At 33.9% G+C, this 16134-nt stretch carries 17 protein-coding genes; 6 read left to right on the top strand and 11 right to left on the bottom strand.

The window, feature by feature from the left end; genetic code table 11:
* Positions 1-123: 123 nt before the first annotated feature.
* From AC4FQ3_RS01465 to AC4FQ3_RS01450, 4 genes are all read left to right on the top strand, one after another.
* Positions 124-663 (top strand): hypothetical protein, encoded by a 540-nt coding sequence (locus AC4FQ3_RS01465; protein WP_491180593.1) that lies wholly within the window; start codon positions 124-126, stop codon positions 661-663.
* 42 nt (positions 664-705) lie between these two features.
* On the top strand, positions 706-1077 hold the full coding sequence (locus tag AC4FQ3_RS01460; protein ID WP_491180592.1) for a hypothetical protein: 372 nt from the start codon (positions 706-708) through the stop codon (positions 1075-1077).
* Between the two features lie 23 nt (positions 1078-1100).
* Positions 1101-1664: a Crp/Fnr family transcriptional regulator gene (locus tag AC4FQ3_RS01455; protein WP_491181006.1), complete on the top strand. Its 564-nt coding sequence runs from the start codon at positions 1101-1103 to the stop codon at positions 1662-1664.
* A 365-nt stretch (positions 1665-2029) separates the two neighbouring features.
* Positions 2030-2419, top strand: a complete 390-nt coding sequence (locus AC4FQ3_RS01450; protein ID WP_042563744.1) for a RidA family protein — start codon at positions 2030-2032, stop codon at positions 2417-2419.
* 345 nt (positions 2420-2764) lie between these two features.
* On the opposite strand, the gene AC4FQ3_RS01445 is transcribed toward AC4FQ3_RS01450, so the two are convergent.
* The 9 genes from AC4FQ3_RS01445 to AC4FQ3_RS01405 form a co-directional block, all read right to left on the bottom strand.
* Positions 2765-3415: a nucleotidyl transferase AbiEii/AbiGii toxin family protein gene (locus tag AC4FQ3_RS01445; RefSeq protein WP_491180591.1), complete on the bottom strand. Its 651-nt coding sequence runs from the start codon at positions 3413-3415 to the stop codon at positions 2765-2767.
* A 2-nt stretch (positions 3416-3417) separates the two neighbouring features.
* Positions 3418-3882: a helix-turn-helix transcriptional regulator gene (locus AC4FQ3_RS01440; protein WP_491180590.1), complete on the bottom strand. Its 465-nt coding sequence runs from the start codon at positions 3880-3882 to the stop codon at positions 3418-3420.
* 72 nt (positions 3883-3954) lie between these two features.
* The gene (locus tag AC4FQ3_RS01435) at positions 3955-5739 is read right to left on the bottom strand and encodes an IucA/IucC family protein (RefSeq protein ID WP_491180589.1); all 1785 of its coding nucleotides are present in this window, start codon (positions 5737-5739) and stop codon (positions 3955-3957) included.
* A gap of 9 nt (positions 5740-5748) precedes the next feature.
* Positions 5749-6345 (bottom strand): GNAT family N-acetyltransferase, encoded by a 597-nt coding sequence (locus AC4FQ3_RS01430; protein WP_491180588.1) that lies wholly within the window; start codon positions 6343-6345, stop codon positions 5749-5751.
* 11 nt (positions 6346-6356) lie between these two features.
* Positions 6357-8756 carry a GNAT family N-acetyltransferase gene (locus AC4FQ3_RS01425; RefSeq protein ID WP_491180587.1) on the bottom strand — a complete coding sequence of 800 codons (2400 nt, stop codon included), beginning with the start codon at positions 8754-8756 and terminating at the stop codon, positions 6357-6359.
* A 191-nt stretch (positions 8757-8947) separates the two neighbouring features.
* Complete coding sequence (locus tag AC4FQ3_RS01420) at positions 8948-10057, bottom strand: heparan-alpha-glucosaminide N-acetyltransferase domain-containing protein (protein WP_491180586.1); 1110 nt, start codon at positions 10055-10057, stop codon at positions 8948-8950.
* A 2-nt stretch (positions 10058-10059) separates the two neighbouring features.
* Positions 10060-11391, bottom strand: coding sequence for a lysine N(6)-hydroxylase/L-ornithine N(5)-oxygenase family protein (locus tag AC4FQ3_RS01415; protein WP_491180585.1), 1332 nt, complete (start codon positions 11389-11391; stop codon positions 10060-10062).
* A 7-nt stretch (positions 11392-11398) separates the two neighbouring features.
* A complete protein-coding gene (locus tag AC4FQ3_RS01410) occupies positions 11399-12934 on the bottom strand; it encodes a pyridoxal phosphate-dependent decarboxylase family protein (protein WP_491180584.1) in 1536 nt (511 codons plus the stop codon).
* 172 nt (positions 12935-13106) lie between these two features.
* Positions 13107-13730 carry a LuxR C-terminal-related transcriptional regulator gene (locus AC4FQ3_RS01405; RefSeq protein ID WP_042563709.1) on the bottom strand — a complete coding sequence of 208 codons (624 nt, stop codon included), beginning with the start codon at positions 13728-13730 and terminating at the stop codon, positions 13107-13109.
* 189 nt (positions 13731-13919) lie between these two features.
* On the opposite strand from AC4FQ3_RS01405, the gene AC4FQ3_RS01400 reads away from it, so the two are divergent.
* Positions 13920-14054, top strand: coding sequence for a hypothetical protein (locus tag AC4FQ3_RS01400; RefSeq protein ID WP_256365459.1), 135 nt, complete (start codon positions 13920-13922; stop codon positions 14052-14054).
* A gap of 276 nt (positions 14055-14330) precedes the next feature.
* On the opposite strand, the gene AC4FQ3_RS01395 is transcribed toward AC4FQ3_RS01400, so the two are convergent.
* Positions 14331-14939 carry a thioredoxin family protein gene (locus AC4FQ3_RS01395; RefSeq protein ID WP_491180583.1) on the bottom strand — a complete coding sequence of 203 codons (609 nt, stop codon included), beginning with the start codon at positions 14937-14939 and terminating at the stop codon, positions 14331-14333.
* Between the two features lie 2 nt (positions 14940-14941).
* Positions 14942-15424: a TlpA family protein disulfide reductase gene (locus AC4FQ3_RS01390; protein WP_491180582.1), complete on the bottom strand. Its 483-nt coding sequence runs from the start codon at positions 15422-15424 to the stop codon at positions 14942-14944.
* A gap of 218 nt (positions 15425-15642) precedes the next feature.
* On the opposite strand from AC4FQ3_RS01390, the gene AC4FQ3_RS01385 reads away from it, so the two are divergent.
* Positions 15643-16029, top strand: a complete 387-nt coding sequence (locus AC4FQ3_RS01385) for a DoxX family protein (RefSeq protein ID WP_491180581.1) — start codon at positions 15643-15645, stop codon at positions 16027-16029.
* Positions 16030-16134: the final 105 nt, after the last annotated feature.

Below are 16134 nucleotides of genomic sequence, written 5' to 3'. Positions count from 1 at the left end.
CTTCAATTTGTTCTGTTTTTTACATTATTCTAATATCAATTTATAAATCTATTTTTAAGTTTATTTACCTAAATTAGTTTCCATAATAGAAATCATCTAAAAACCAGTTTCAACTAAAACTTCATGGAAACCATTTTAGCCTACATAGATTTACTCGGATTTACCAAAATGATTGAAAAAGACCATCAAAAAGCGGAGGAGTTGCTTTTGCGGTTTTATGATATTGCTTTTGAAAGTATCAACGATGATAACAGACTAAAAGGCAATATCTCATCTGATTGTTTGTTGGTTTATTCGACCAATTATTCGGTGCTAATTAATTGTCTTGCGAGTATTTACAGACAGTGTTTTCTTCAAAATGAAACTTTGCCCGATCCTAATTTCTATTTATTGCCCAGAGGTGCTGTGAGTGTTGGCGCGATGACGATTGGCGAAAGAGATACTTCGGTCAGTATTACCAAAGATTTTATGATTGGAAAGGCGTTGGTACATTCTTCAAAATTGGAACCGCAAATTAAAGGCAGCCGACTTTTGATTGCCGTAAACAGTAACGACGAAAATCAGGTTTCAGAATTACTTCAGAATAAAGAAATCAATAGCGTTTTGTACCAAAACTGTACGTTTAAATTCTGGCCGGGTTATAGTTACGTCGATGCGTTATAGTTTCTGGATCTCAACAAAACGCCCGAAGAGCAAAAGAAAGAAGTGTTACAGCTTTTGCAAATCGCCCTAAAACTGACCAAAAACAACAGCAAAAACGCCAAAATCGCAGAACATTACATCAACACACTTAGAATTGGTTTACTAAGTTATTCCCGATTTATCGAAAACGGAAATGATCCTGTTTTAAAAACTATTATTACCGAATTTAAAAACGGTCAATATTGGTTTTTATGGCTTACAGTTATCGAAATTTCCATCAACAGAAAAACCGAAACCAACAACACAGACTGGTCATATATTTTGGCTTTTTATAAAAAAGTAAGCCTCGAAAAAAGCTGGGTTCACGTCATCGAAGAAATCAACAAACCCGAAAAAGCCTATCTTAAAAAAGCATTCAAATTATTTTTGAAATAATTTCAATAACTTTGGCTTCTACTATGCAGGCAAATCTTAGAGAACATATCGAAAAAATAATTCCGCTTACTGATGATGAGTTTGCGTTTGTGGCTTCTCATTTTAGCACTAAAAAGTTTAAGAAACATCAATTTCTCATTCAGGAAGGCGATCCTGTTAAGTATTCTTATTTTGTTATTTCAGGACTTTTAAAGTTGGTTTACACCGATAGTTCGGCCAAACAGCACATTGTTTCTTTTGCTATGGAAGACTGGTGGGAAAGCGATTATTATGCTTATTTTACACAAACCGAAGCCACAATGTCCCTCGAATGTCTGGAAGATACAGAAGTTCTTTGCTGTACGCTCGAAGATTATAAAAAGCTTTGCGACGGCTTGCAAAAAATGGAACGCTTTTTTCTCGAAAAAGCTACTTCTGGTTTTCTGGGATCGCAGCGCCGCATTATTTCCTGGCAAACTTCAAATTCTAAAGAAAGATACGAACAGCTTCTTAAACAATATCCTTTACTTTTTCAGCGTGTTCCAAAAAGCCTGATAGCTTCTTATTTGGGCGTTTCCCGCGAGACTTTAAGCCGTTTATCTTCCTGATTTTAGTTTACGGTGTCAGTCTCAGTTTTCAGTCTCAGTTTTCAGTCTCAGTTATAATTGGGCTGAAAAATTGGTTTCACGCAGATTTTGCAGATTTCACAGATTTCATTAATACTTTTCTCTTTTTTCTTTCTTCTTTTCTCTTTTTCTATTCTCTATTCTCTATTCTCTATTCTCTATTCTCTATTCTCTCAAAATGTGACAAACCTCACTTCATAATCGTGAGAAATGTCAAGAGCTTTTTCCTGATGTTATACCCAACTTTGCAGTATTAATTTTAAACTGTAATCGTGAAAAAAACATCAAAAATTTTAGCATTACTACTATTAACCGCGATGCCAATATTCGCACAAAAAGCTAAACAAATGGAAAAAAGAATCATCAATCCCTGGGAATGGCAAAATGAACGTAGTTATAACCAGGCCGTAGAAGTTAAAAATCCGGAAGGAACATTGTACGTATCAGGACAAGCAGCCGTGAACGCCGATGGAACTTCAAGCAATGAAAACATGGAATCGCAAATAAAATTGGCCCTGAATAATCTTGAAACGGTAATCGCCAAAGCCGGATATGAACCTAAAGGAATTGTCAGGTTAACTATTTATACAACCGCTACCAATGAGCTTTGGCCACATTTCAATATCATTCAGGATTGGATTGCCAAGCACGGCGTTCAGCAAGCTACAAGTTTAATGGAAGTAAAAAGCCTGTTTGAAACCCTGAAAGTAGAATTTGAAGCTACTGTAGTGAAATAATCATTTTTTGAACGATAAATAAGCTGTGTTTTTAATCAAAAGACACAGCTTATTTTTTGTTTTAAATTTCCCTTCGTTCTTAATAAAACTTAAAATTTTAAAAATTTTCGATAAAACAAAAACCAACTTCACGATTTGATCGTATGTAAGGATAAGACGACGTTTCTGAATGAGATAAAATCAATAACGAGATAAAGTTCAATATTGTCACGTTTTTTGGAAAGACATTGAAATTTATCTTATGCCTGAATTGTCGTCTTATTTTTTATTCAATTATTAAGAAGATTACAAAACGTAGACACTACGAAGACTTTTATAAAAAATATAAAGGAAATTATTGAGAAATTAATTTTCTAAAGTTTCAATAAGATCAATCATATCAAGCTTAATAAGTTCCCAATGTTTTCCTCTTAGACATATTGGCTCAAAATCATCATCTGCTAAAGTAAAATCAGTAAATTTTTCTATCAAAAGTTTTCTGTCATGTACATAAGGATACCTTTTTTCATCTAATGCAAACATTTCATTAATATTGAAATCCTGGCAAAGCTGATCGATATCCCAGAAATCTTTCTTTCTCCCGGTTCTTTGAATTACATCGAGTTTCATAGCAGTAATTTCTGCTTTGCTGGCTAATCTTAATATTCCAAATTGTTTTACATCATCAATAAAAGGATCTGTATAAAAAAGGTCAAGCTTAATATTATCTTTATCATTGTTGCCAATATAATATGATTTCCCCATTCCTATGGGTTCAATATTCAAACTATCTACATAAGTGTATTGAGATTGAAGATAGCTGTCAATAGCTTTAAAATCTAAACTTCCATATTCTGCGTCACTAAACAAATCAATATCTACAGAAATACGATGTCCGTAATAAAGACTAAGCGCAGTTCCGCCAACAAGTCGAAAAGAGGAGAATTCTTCAGCTTGCATCAAATCTTCCAGAATACTTTTAAGAAGTGGCGTGACGTTATTAAAATACAAAGACATTTTTAGTTATTTAAAATACTATTAATGGTTTCAGTGCCATAAAAACGCGTAATTTCATTTTTTTCCATATCATTTCCACGTTCAAAAATTCTTTTTATAATGGCCCTTTTTTGTTTTTGCCAATCTATTTTATTCATATCAGTATCCCAAAATAATATTGGGCGAAGCAATTCAATATTAGGAGATATATTCTTCTGAGTTTTATTTTGTTTCTTTTTCTCAAGTTCAATGTCATAATAAACCTGTAATACCATAAAATACCCCTCTTCTATTCCAAGCAAATTTTCAATCTTAAGCGCTAAAGACGTGTTCATTTTTCGTTTGCCTTTTGTAATAGCCGTGAGAGTCTGTGGGAATTCTCCAAGAGAAAGTGCAAACTGTCCTTTTCGAAGTTGACGCTTTTCCAATTCTCTTTCCAAAACAAATCCGGGATGAATTCCTTTTATGGTATTTATATCTGTTTTCATAATACAAAAATAAACAATTTTGTTTACACAAAAATGTTAAAAATTGAATTAGCATCTTTACTCTTGATAATTTTAAACAACCGAAATAAACGCCACCACAGGATTCTTTAATTTCCCAACAAACTGAAGACTGTCAATAGGATCTGCTAAATCTAACATTTGCTTATTATTTCGCAATTGCAAACGGTTTAAACAACAAGCATCAAACTCAGAAACAAACAAATTGTATTTTTTGAATTGCTCTTTTAAATGTGGCTGATCTTCCTGATATTGCGTTATACAATCTGCAACGCACGACCAGAAATCTTCTTCAGAAAGTGTTTTTGATTCTGCTAAAATGGCCGAAAGAAAACGGAAATAAAACTGAAAAACATCATTAAAAAGACATAATACTTTCAACGGTTCTTTCATGTTGATGTGAATGCGTTTTACTTTTTCCGGTAACAGAATTTCTCCATTAAAAACCATTACTTCTTCGGTAATATCTTTCATGATTGCTTTTACGGGAACGTGATTTTCTAAAACCAAAATCAGGTTTTCGCCATGTGGCATAAAAACCATTTCGTGCTGGTAAAAACAATGCAGTAATGGCGAAAGATAAGCGTTGAGATAACTTTTAACCCACAATTTGGCGCTAATTCCCGATTCTTTTATCAACTCACTAACAAAAGAATTCCCTGACTGATCCACATGCAACAGAGCAGCCATTGTCATAATCTTTTGATTTTTAGACAATTTAGGGATCGGACTTTCGCGCCATAATGTGGCCAGCATCTTGTTATGCGGAATACTTCGGCCCAAAGGCTCGTATAAAAAATTGCGATAGCCAAGCGTTGCGACTTCGCCTAATAATGTAAATCCTTTTTGTTGCAGATAAGCGTCATTTTCAACCAGATTCGCCACCCATTCGGTAATTGCAGGCGTGCTTTCCATATAATATGGCGAAAGTCCGCGCATGAAACCCATATTAATGACAGAAAGTGCTGTTTTTGCGTAAAATTTCTCTGGCGCAGAAATATTAAAAAACGTTCTAATCGATTGCTGTGCAGAATATTCGTCTTCTCCATAACCAAGACAAATCAAATGTCCTTCAGCAACATCCGGAGCAAAAATCAAAGCCAGTTTATTAAACCATTGCCACGGATGAACGGGAAAGAAATAATAATCTTCAATATTTAATTTTTGAGATTTTAAAATATTTTCAAAACGTGAAATTGTTTCAGCATCTAATTCCTGCTGCAATACTTTTTGGTAATCTAATGTTTCAATTGCCGTAAAAGTAGCCTTGCTCCTATGCCCTGCCAACCACAACAATTGTACAGGCGCATTGGCTTCCGGAGAAAAAGCCGCAAAATCATCAATATTAAAACCGTTTTTACCGCTATTGGCCACAAAACACGGATGCCCTTCTGTCATCGCGTGTTCAATGATTTGGTAATCAAGATCTAATAAATCTTTTGAATTGTATTTTTCGTTTGCAATTTTATATGCAGTGCTGTACAACGTACTTGTAATTTCTTCTAAGTATGTTGGTAAAAGGCTTTCGCCGATACCCAAATGATCTTTAAATTCAATTATAAATTCTAATAAACGCAATGGAGATTCAATTCCGTTTTTTGTCTTTTTAATTGATTCAATGGCAATTGACCAATGATTTAAGGCTAAAATTGAAGCTTCAAACGTATATTCAACTGTTTTATCAGGCGAAGAAATACTATATAAATTATCGCTTTTTAAAATCGGAACAATCAATAATTCGTGAGCAAATTCACTTAACGTTTTTTTGAGCAAAAGCGCATTGGCTTTGTCCCAATTTTGTTTTGTTAAGTGCTGTATATTCTGGGTTGGTATTTTCATTTTCATAAATTAAACCGATTGTAATGCCTTGTAATAATCTTCACGGGTGCAAAACTCTAAGTGCGCTTTTTTGTGTGGCAATTCTAAAACATGCTGAAATACAAATCCTGCTCTTTTGTTCAGTAAATGAATTTTATGATTTCTTGCGTCGGGTTCAACCACAATTCGCTGGCTTTTTGAATCTGAAAAAATGAAGTCGAGAATTACGGTAAAAATATTCCAGGTAAAATTCGGGATTACTTTTTCTGACGGAGCGACCAGTATGTGCATGCCTTTATCGCCTTTTTGCGATTCGTAATATTTACCTACAATATCATTTTGAGGATCGTAACATTCTAATAAAAAAGCCACTTCCTTATTAAAAACGCCGATATAAACCTGCGTTTTTTCAAGAATATTGTAATACGTGTTTTTTACTTCTTCTACAGAAAAACCATTCATTTCCCAATAAACGGCATAATCGCGATTGACCCAATTGTGAATCAACGGAATATCAAGTTCCATATCAATTGGTCGCAGTTCAAAAACACCTAAACCGGGAATCGTTTTTACAAAAACAACATCTGTCGCGACATCATTTTCCGGATGCGTTATTATACTATTCATCTGTTAAGGTTTTAAGCGATTATTTTTTTATACGGCGCAATTGGGTTTTGCAGTTTTCCCTGAAATTGTAACAACGCCACAGGATCGTCAAGATCGATCATGGTTTTGTTATTGTTTAATTGTAAACGGTTTAGGCAAGACAACTGAAATTCATTGGCAAACAAATCGTATTTCTCAAATTTTGCTTCCAAATGCGGATTAGCTTCCTGATAATCAGAGATACATTCTGCAACCAATTCCCAATAACGATCTTCAGAATAATTATCACTCGTAACCAAAATAGCAGACATGAAACGGAAAAATCCATCAAAAACATCAATAAAAATCGATAATAGTTTTACGTCTTCGGGAACTTCAGCATAAATTCTGTCTATGTTTTTCGGGATTTCAACATCAGGATTCAGAATGACTGCTTCTTCGGTAATATCTTTCATAAAAGAACGCACCGGAACGTGATTTTCTAATCCTAAAATCAGGTTTTCGCCATGTGGCATAAAAACCAAATCGTATTGGTAAAAACAATGTAATAACGGACTCAAATAAACTTTAAAATATTCTGAAAGCCATGAATCTATTGATAATGAGGAAGCTTTTATAATTTCTGATAACAACGAATTTCCATCTTTATCTAAATGTAAAAACGCCGCCATTGTCATTAATTGCTCGTCGTTTTTGAGTTTCGCAACCGGACTTTCTCTCCATAATGAAGCAATCATTTTGTTGTATGGATTGTGTTTTCCAAAGCTTTCAAAATACGGATTGATGTAACTTACAGAAGCCACTTCGCCCAACATTCCAAAACCTACTTTTTGCAGATATTCGTCACCGCTCAAAAGCTGATCTAACCATTCTGCCATTTCCGGCGCAGTTCCTAAATAAAATACCGGTAAACCACGCATAAAGCCCATATTCAGGATTGAAAGTGATGTTTTGGTATAGAATTTCTTCGGATTACTTAAGTTGAATAAGGTTCTGATCGATTGTTGTGCCTGATATAAATCGGGTCCGTAACCTACACAAATCAATTTTCCTTTGGCAATTTCTGGCGAAAACAAATTAGCCAGTTTATTGAACCATTGCCACGGATGCACGGGAATAAAGAAATAATCATTCGGATTTTGTCCTTTTTCCTTGATTGTAGTATTGAATTTTAAAATGGTTTCTGTGCCTAATTCCTGTTGAATCAAAGTATCGTAATCCAGTTTTTTTGTTCCCGCATAAACCGTTCTGTCGCGATGTCCGGCAAGCCATAAAATTTTGAATGGGTTTCCGGCTTCGGGCGCGTAGGCTTTATAATCCATGCTGTTGTAGCCAATTCTTCCGTTGTTGGCAACAAATCCAGGATGACCTTCCATCATCGCCTGTTCAATGGTTTGAAAATCAGAATTGGCCAATGATTTTGAAGTAGAATTTTCCTTTAATAATTTATAACAGCTTCCGTAAAGTGTACTGATAATTTCTTCGATATACGACGGCAATAATTGTTCTGCAATTCCTAAACTGTTTCTGAATTCCTGAATAAAATCAACGGCATCCAAAGCTTCCTTTTTTTCATTTTTGTATTTTAAAATAGAATTTACTTCTATACTTAAATGATTCATGGCAAGCTCTTGCGCCTTAAACGTATATTTCACAGAATTATCATCAGAAACCAACGAATATTTGTTTGTGTTTTGTACGCCAAATTCTAAAACGGGTTCGATTAAAAGTTCGTGCGAAAACTCACAAATGGCTTTTTTAATCAATAAACGATTGGCTTTTTCCCAAACTTCGGGTTGTATATGTGTAATGGCTTTTTCGGGAAATTCTAATTGGTTTTCGGTATTCATTTCGGTATAATTAAGGTTAAATGAATCTATTTTTTTGATGAATTGTTCTCGCGTACAAAAAGCAAGCAAGGCCGTTTTATGTGGTAAATTGACAACGTGCGCATCTTCAAAACCTATGCGGTGACAGATGTCGAACATTTTTTTATTTCTGATATCCGGTTCAACCACAATACGCTGAATGGTTAAATCCCTGAAAACAAATTTCATAATGCTCGAAAAAATATGCCAGGTAAATTGATGAACGGGTTTTGTTGACGGTGCCACAATTACATGTATACCGCAATCATATTCCTGAACGGCATAATAATTTCTGATTATATCTTGTTTTGGATTGTAACGTTCCAGTAAAAAGGAAACTTCACCATTTACCAATCCGATAAAAACATCAGATTCTTTGGTTATTTTTTCATATTCCAACTGAACTTCTTCTAAATTTTTTCCCTGCATACCCCAATATTGGGCATAATCACGATTGACCCAATCATGAATTATTCTGGCATCAGTTTCCAATTGCAACGGGCGAAAATCTATCGTACCGAAATCCGGAATTGTGGTGCTATAAATAGGATTATATGTATTCATTTTTATACTATTTTAAATTAATATTTACTTCATTCGTAAATGAAGTTTGCCACGAATTACACTAATTTTCACTAATTAATTAAGCGTAACGATTTGTGGTAATTGATGAAATTCGTGGCAGAAATACTTTGCGTAGACGCACTGCTGTGCGCCTCTACGATAAAACCTTTTTACATATTAATAAAATGATTTCAACTATTTACAAGTACTTCAGTACGATTTTTTCGTTTAGAGCGTAATTGTGTTTTGATTTCGTTGTAAACCAATTGAACAGTAAGACTGGTTCCGATAACAACCGGAAATAAACCTAAAACAATCCATTGATCGTGTTGCCAGAAACCAAAAACATACATTCCCCAATTGATCAAAACCCATTGAATTACATATAAACTCGTAACGTTTTTACTGCAGAAAATCAGCACATTAAACACATTATTATTTTCTTTAAACAGATGAACAACAATGTTAACAAACCAGTATAAAACGAGATTTAATCCAAGTAATAAAATACTTCCGCCTGGTCCTAAATGGTAATAATCGCCAAAATGATATTCAGGATTAGAGAAATTTAAAAGTCCGCCAACAGCCATAAAACCAAGTCCGACAAATAACATTTTCTTAAAAAATACTTCCTGATTTTCGTTTAGTCCTTTGTACCATCTTCCCAAAAACATTCCGATTAAAATAAACGCACTCCACGGAAAAACAGGGAAATAGACATTAAATTGATTGCTAAAAAATAAATCACAGATATAATCTAAACCAGAAATACCAATTCTAAATCCGCTTAATTCTTTTGAAACGGAAATGATTAATAAGGCGACTGCAAGTGGCACGTATTTACTTTTGCTAAAATGATTGATCAATCCCATGATAAACAAAGTGATTCCGGCCAATTGCAAGATATCGCCCAATAGCAAAAAGAAAATTCCTGTTTCTAAAGTCCCTGATTTTAAGCCATAAGCCGAAACAAAAGCTTCGGGAAGCCCGCCAAAAATGAATTCGGGAACCAGAAATTTCAAAAAGTTCATTCCGTAACCAATCGCCAGAATATATAAGGCTCTTTTGCAGACAGCCAGAAAACTTTGTCGTCTTGATAACACAAAAGAAATTCCCATACTAACCAAAAACATCGTAGTTCCACGGCCTAACCACAGGATAATTTCTCCTAAAACAGTATTTGTCTGGGTCGCAATTGTGCCGTAAATCAGCATGGTATGAATCATCATCATTAAAATCACGCTCGTACCTCTGGCAATATCGATCGCCAGAACTCTCTTTTTTTTCTGAATTGTTTCCATAACTATTCGATTGTTTCAAATACCGCAGATTCGATAACTTCTGATACCGGAACACCAAATTCCTGAAAAGCAATTTTGGTTTCGATTGCGTAATGTTCAACTCCTGTAATTTCTTTGATTATATATGAATTTCTGTAGCACGCCATTCCTAAATCCGGCGTAACAAAACCGTGCGTGTGCAATTCGGCATTCTGAACAAAAACTTCACTGGCATTATTGTCAATGCTGTAATTTCTGTTGGCGGCAAAACGTCCTTTTTCGTCCCATTGAATTCTGTTGGCAATTCCCTCCAAAAACTGGGGTAATTTATAACCGTAACCTGTTGCCAAAACCAAAGCATCGGTTTTATGACGGTATCTTTTATCCTGTTCAACCTGATGTAATTCCAATTCAAAAGACTGCTTATTTTCATCAAAAGAAGCTTTTGTACAAGCTGCGTTTGTTCTAAGGTTTACATCAATTTCTGTAATTACTTTTTTATTGTAAATCGTGTCAAAAATGGTTGCAATCAAGTCTTTGTTGATTCCTTTATATAATAATTTTTGGTTTTTTAGCAGATGATCTCTTTTTTCTGAAGGAAGGTTGTAGAAATAATCCACATATTCCGGAGACGTCATTTCGAGCGTTAACTTGCTGTAATCCATCGGGAAAAAGCGCGATGATCTTGTAATCCAGTTTAACTGATATCCGTAAACATCAATTTCTTGTAAAAGATCATTAAAAACTTCGGCAGCGCTTTGTCCGCTTCCTAAAACCGTGATTGATTTTTGTTTTTGAAGTTCCGCTTTATTCTGAATATAGGTTGAAGAATGAATTGCTTTTCCTTTTAAATTTTGACACGATTTCGGAATGTGAGGTGCAGTTCCGGTTCCTAAAACAATCCTTTTTGTTTTGTAAATTGTCGTAACATTTGTTTTAGTACAAAGGGTATTTACAATATAAAGTTCCTGATTCTCATCATATTCTATTGCCGTAACTTCGGTATTAAAAAATACGTTTGGTAATTTTCTAATAGCCCATTGGCAATATTGATTGTATTCGTTTCTTAGCAATAAAAAGTTTTCACGAATGTAAAACGAATACATTTTGCCTTGTTCTTTGATATAATTCAAAAAACTAAACGGACTCATTGGGTTTGCCAAAGTCACTAAATCGGCCATAAACGGAATCTGCAATGTGGTATCCTGCAGCAACATGCCCGGATGCCAGTTGAACGATTCGTTTTTATCAAAAAATAAACCGTCGAGATTTTCGATTGGTGCTGTCAAACAGGCCAAACCAAGATTAAAAGGTCCTACTCCAACAGCTATGAAATCGTATGTTTTATTTGTCATGATAATTTTAATTTTTTAATGAATATTCGTTTCCGTGGTGTACAATCAAATCGATAACTTCTTCGATATCCTGAGGCGTTGTTAGTGGGTTTAAAAGGGTGAATTTCAGGAATACTTCATTGTACACTTTTGTACTTGTAATGATGGCTTTTCCTTCGTTGAAAATCGCTTTTCGGATGTAACTGTTTACGCCGCAATACGAAGTTTGTGTTCCGTTTTCGAATGGTGTGTAGCGAAATACAACAGCGCTTATTTCAGGTTTATGAATGATTTCAAAATCGTCTCTGTGGCGCAGTAAATTGGCTGTAAACTGTGCATTTTCAATCGCTTTATCCATATAAGAGCTTAAACCTTTTGTACCGATCATTCTTAGTGTAAACCACAATTTTAAGGCATCAAAACGGCGTGTTGTCTGGATTGATTTTTTTACCATGTTTGGAATTCCTTCGTCTTCCTGTTCTTTAGAATTGAGATAATCAGCGTGGTATTTTATATAATCCACAAATGATTTGTCTCTCATAAAAAATCCGCTTGAACTTACAGGCTGATAAAAAGTTTTGTGGTAATCTATTGTAGCTGAATCTGATAATTCGATTCCGTCGAGTTTATATTTGTGAATATCACTAATCAATAATCCGCCGCCATAAGCAGCATCAACGTGAAACCAAATGTCGTTTTCGTTGGCTACTGCAGCTATTTCAGTTAACGGATCAATCGAACCAAAATCAGTTGTTCCGGCCGTTCCCACAATGGCGATCGGAATATTCCCTAAATCTTTTTGCTGTTGAATTACTTTTTTTAATGCATTGGTATTCATCCTGAAATCAGGATCTACCGCAACCGGAATTACAGCATTTTGTCCTAAACCAAGCAAACTCAGGTTCTTCTTCAAACTAAAATGACTTACCTCGGAACATAAAACCCTGAATTTTGAGGCTTCAGGTGGTAATCCATCCATTTTTGGGTCAATTCCGTAATGTTTTTTGATGTAATGATCTCTTGCCAAAAGCAACCCCATCATGTTCGATTGCGTTCCTCCGCTGGTAAAAATTCCATCGGCATTTTTTGGATAACCTAATTTTTCAAGCGTCCATTCCACCAGTTTCAATTCGATAAAAGTTGCCCCGGTACTTTGATCCCAGGTATCCATTGAAGAATTCAGGGAAGATATAAAAGCTTCTGCCACAAGTGTTGGCGTAAGAATTGGACAATTAAGATGCGCAATGTACTTGGGATTATGAAAATGAATACAATCGTCGAGATAAATATCTTTTAATTCGTCTAAAACATAATCCAGACTTTTGCCTTTTTTGTTTTCTTCGAGATAAATGTTGTCAATTTTTCTTTTTATAATAGAAATACTTGTGCCGGTAAATGGGGTATTTCTCTCTTTTAAGTGATTTCCAATTGTTTTAATGGCCTTTTTCATGCTTTTTCTATAAATCCCGATCGATTTATTATTGTTAGAAAAAACATGCTTTACATGCACATTATCAATTACAATTTCTTGTGGTAATGTTATTACTTTTTCTTGTGCTTCCATTTGTGGTATTTATTTAGATTGATTCTAAAGAATAATTTTAGCAAATGTATATTTGTCAGAAAATTAAATCAATACCACAAAAAAGCGAAAATTGTTTCTACATATGAGGTAGATAAAATACCTCATATATAGTAGGAAATAAAATATAAAATAGTTTTAAATTATACGAAAATTATGCTATTTTTTTTTCTAAAGCGTAGAGAATCAGTTCAGAAGTGGTGTGTCTGCCTGTTTTTTTCATAATGTTTTTACGATGCGTACGAAAGGTATGAATGCTTATAAAAAGATCAGAAGCGATGTTTTTACCATTGTTTCCCTGCGCTATTTGTTTCAGAATTTCGAACTCTCTAAGGGTTAGTTTCTCATCATCTGCAGACGGTAAAACTAAAACATCCATAAGCGCATTTAATGTTTTGGGACATAAATAACGTTCTCCGTTTTGAATTTTATACAACGCATCATAAATTGTTTGCTCTTTGCAATCTTTTGATATAAAGCCGTTTATATTATCTTTTAAAAAACTGTCAATGGTTTGTTTGTTCTTAAAATAAGACAGGATAATGATTTTACATTTCGGAAAATTGGTTTTGATAATTTTCAAATCATCATCATAAAACAAAAAGATATTGTTGGGGTCGATAATCAGGCAATCGACATCATTTTTTTCCAAGCTTTTAAACAATTCTTCTCTTGAATTTACTACTCTCAAATTTGGTGTTTTCACCATCTTTTTTAGTGTGTGCCTCAATCCAATTATATGTAGGTTTTCAGAATCGGCAATCAGGAAATTTTTCATTACTATTTAGATTTGTTCTAAACAAAATTAGTAATTAAATTGATTTATATAATAATTTATAGTGAAAAAATAGTTATTTTCTTATAATCATTGTGACCAATAGTAAAAAATGGAAGAAAAATGAGGGAATGCAAAAGGGATTTATTTAAAATTAAATATTAATTTCGTAAATAAAATCTTATAAATAAAATGAAGCAACTTAGAGATGCCAAAACTGGTGCAAAATATTCTATCGACAAAAAATTAGATATTGTCAAAACTGTAAAAACTACATCAAATAAATTAGAAGAATTGAAGACAATGCGTTTTGAATTTACAATTTAAGCCCGATAAATGAATAACTATGCGGAGTTTCTCGCGGAGATTTCTCCTGCGTCGAAATGACAAACTAGACGAAAACATTCTTTTGAAAATGATTGCCCTAGCCCCGATAGAAGAGGAAATCCTTTTATTTTTTTTCTTTAAAAAAATAAAAGATTGGAACGGATAGCGGGATTAGCTCCTGAAAAAAAATCAATTTCATCATAAAAAACGAAATGACATAAAAACAAAAAAGGCTGCCTTTTCAGACAGCCTAATGATTTTAAAAACAATAAAAAATTACGCTTTCGCTTTTCTTTTCACCGTACAGCCAATTTCTTTAGTCTCGGTTATAGCTGGTTTTTGATTGTTTTTTAAAGATGCAATTACATCTTCAACATACTTCGTTTTTTCGTCTTTAGTTCCTTCAGGATCGTTATCGATAGCGCCTGTATATTCTACAACAGTTCCTTTTGCGGTTTTTGAAACTACAAAAAGATGTGGCGTATGTTTTGCACCATATTGATCTGTAACGATTTGTCCTTTATCAAATAAATAAGGGAAAGAATATTTTTTTTCTTTTGCTAAATCCTGCATTTTATCAAAAGTATCTGCTTTTGAAGCTTCGGGATCATTTGGGTTTATGGCAATTACGGGATATCCTTGTGGCTTGAATTTTTTATCCAAATCGATAATTCTTTGTTCATATGCTTTTGCGTACGGACATGTATTGCATGTAAACACCACAATAAAACCTTTTGCATCCGGATAACTGGCAAAAGAAATTTCTTTATTATCAACATTTTTTAGTTTAAAATCCGGTGCTGGCTGTCCGGCTTTAAGAGTTGGAGCTTGTGCCTGAGCAAGAAAGGCACTAAAAATTAGTGCAAGTGTGATAAACTTTTTCATAATTATAGTTTTTTATATTCGGTTAGTAATTGTTCGTAGGTAAGTTCGCTTTCTATAAATTTTCTTTTATCGCCTTTTATGAATAATGTAGCGGGGATACTGCCTGACCACGACGGGTCAATGCGATCGATATATTCCTGCGGATTGCTTTCGTTCAATAAAAATACTTGGTTTTTGAGATTTTTTCTTTTTACAAATGGTACAACTGCTGAAGTAAGTTTCGATTTAAAATCGACGCTTATTAATAATACAGTCAATTTATCTGTTTTATGTTCTGCACTAAGTTTTTCAAAATGAGGTAATTCTTTAATACACGGCGCGCACCAGGTTGCCCAAAAGTTAACAACGTAAGTGCTGTCTTTTCCGGCTTTCATTCTTTCCTGAAGCTGGTCTATATTAATCAGCTTTACTTGCTGGCTATAAGACTTTAAGGAGAAAGCTAGCAACAGAATAACAATAATTGTAAAAGCTTTGATTTTTTTCATACAAATGGTATTTGGCTTTTATGGGCGCAATGTTGATTACAAATATAAAACTAATCAATTTTTAAAAAATGTTAATTCTTGTTAATAAAGAAATTTATAATCAGATTTCGTATTGTCTATTTCAGCTTTTAATTTGTCCGGTTCAGCAAAATAGCACTATTTATTTTCCTGCTTTCAACGCAATTTTGTCTCATCAAATAATTAAAAATATAAAAATCATGAACACAAAAACAACAAAAATTTTTTACTGGACTGGCGTAGTATTAACCTCTTTATGGTTTGGCGCAAGCGGATTTTTTGAACTTACAACCAATAAAATTGTTTGGGAAATTACACAACAACTGGGTTATCCGGCACACTTTATTTACATCTTGGGTGTAATGAAAATCTCTGGAATTATCACTTTATTGATTCCGAATAAATTACTTCGATTGAAAGAATGGGTATTTGCGGGAATCTTTTTTGACATCATTTTTGCTTTCTTTTCAAAATTGGCGGTATTTGGTTTTGGCGCCACAACCGATGCTATTATTGCTTTTGTGATGGTGAGTGTTACTTATGCTATGTTTAGAAAATTGTATACAGCGACTTATGTTGCTGCGTAATATTCGTTGAATATTTTAAATATAGCCACAGATTAAAGGATTAAAATGATTTTTTTTCACGCAGATAACGCAGATTTGAGCAGATTTAAATATTAATAATCTGCG

The organism is Flavobacterium sp. AK-345 (genome assembly GCF_058310175.1).
The sequence above is the reverse complement of the archived record's forward strand: the minus strand, read 5'-3'. Positions and strand labels throughout refer to the sequence as shown.

Coding starts and splice junctions, on each gene's coding strand:
- AC4FQ3_RS01465 (WP_491180593.1), top strand. CDS start 124: ATGGAAACCATTTTAGCCTACATAGATTTACTCGGATTTACCAAAATG.
- AC4FQ3_RS01455 (WP_491181006.1), top strand. CDS start 1,101: ATGCAGGCAAATCTTAGAGAACATATCGAAAAAATAATTCCGCTTACT.
- AC4FQ3_RS01450 (WP_042563744.1), top strand. CDS start 2,030: ATGGAAAAAAGAATCATCAATCCCTGGGAATGGCAAAATGAACGTAGT.
- AC4FQ3_RS01445 (WP_491180591.1), bottom strand. CDS start 3,415: ATGTCTTTGTATTTTAATAACGTCACGCCACTTCTTAAAAGTATTCTG.
- AC4FQ3_RS01440 (WP_491180590.1), bottom strand. CDS start 3,882: ATGAAAACAGATATAAATACCATAAAAGGAATTCATCCCGGATTTGTT.
- AC4FQ3_RS01435 (WP_491180589.1), bottom strand. CDS start 5,739: ATGAAAATACCAACCCAGAATATACAGCACTTAACAAAACAAAATTGG.
- AC4FQ3_RS01430 (WP_491180588.1), bottom strand. CDS start 6,345: ATGAATAGTATAATAACGCATCCGGAAAATGATGTCGCGACAGATGTT.
- AC4FQ3_RS01425 (WP_491180587.1), bottom strand. CDS start 8,756: ATGAATACATATAATCCTATTTATAGCACCACAATTCCGGATTTCGGT.
- AC4FQ3_RS01420 (WP_491180586.1), bottom strand. CDS start 10,057: ATGGAAACAATTCAGAAAAAAAAGAGAGTTCTGGCGATCGATATTGCC.
- AC4FQ3_RS01415 (WP_491180585.1), bottom strand. CDS start 11,391: ATGACAAATAAAACATACGATTTCATAGCTGTTGGAGTAGGACCTTTT.
- AC4FQ3_RS01410 (WP_491180584.1), bottom strand. CDS start 12,934: ATGGAAGCACAAGAAAAAGTAATAACATTACCACAAGAAATTGTAATT.
- AC4FQ3_RS01405 (WP_042563709.1), bottom strand. CDS start 13,730: ATGAAAAATTTCCTGATTGCCGATTCTGAAAACCTACATATAATTGGA.
- AC4FQ3_RS01400 (WP_256365459.1), top strand. CDS start 13,920: ATGAAGCAACTTAGAGATGCCAAAACTGGTGCAAAATATTCTATCGAC.
- AC4FQ3_RS01395 (WP_491180583.1), bottom strand. CDS start 14,939: ATGAAAAAGTTTATCACACTTGCACTAATTTTTAGTGCCTTTCTTGCT.
- AC4FQ3_RS01390 (WP_491180582.1), bottom strand. CDS start 15,424: ATGAAAAAAATCAAAGCTTTTACAATTATTGTTATTCTGTTGCTAGCT.
- AC4FQ3_RS01385 (WP_491180581.1), top strand. CDS start 15,643: ATGAACACAAAAACAACAAAAATTTTTTACTGGACTGGCGTAGTATTA.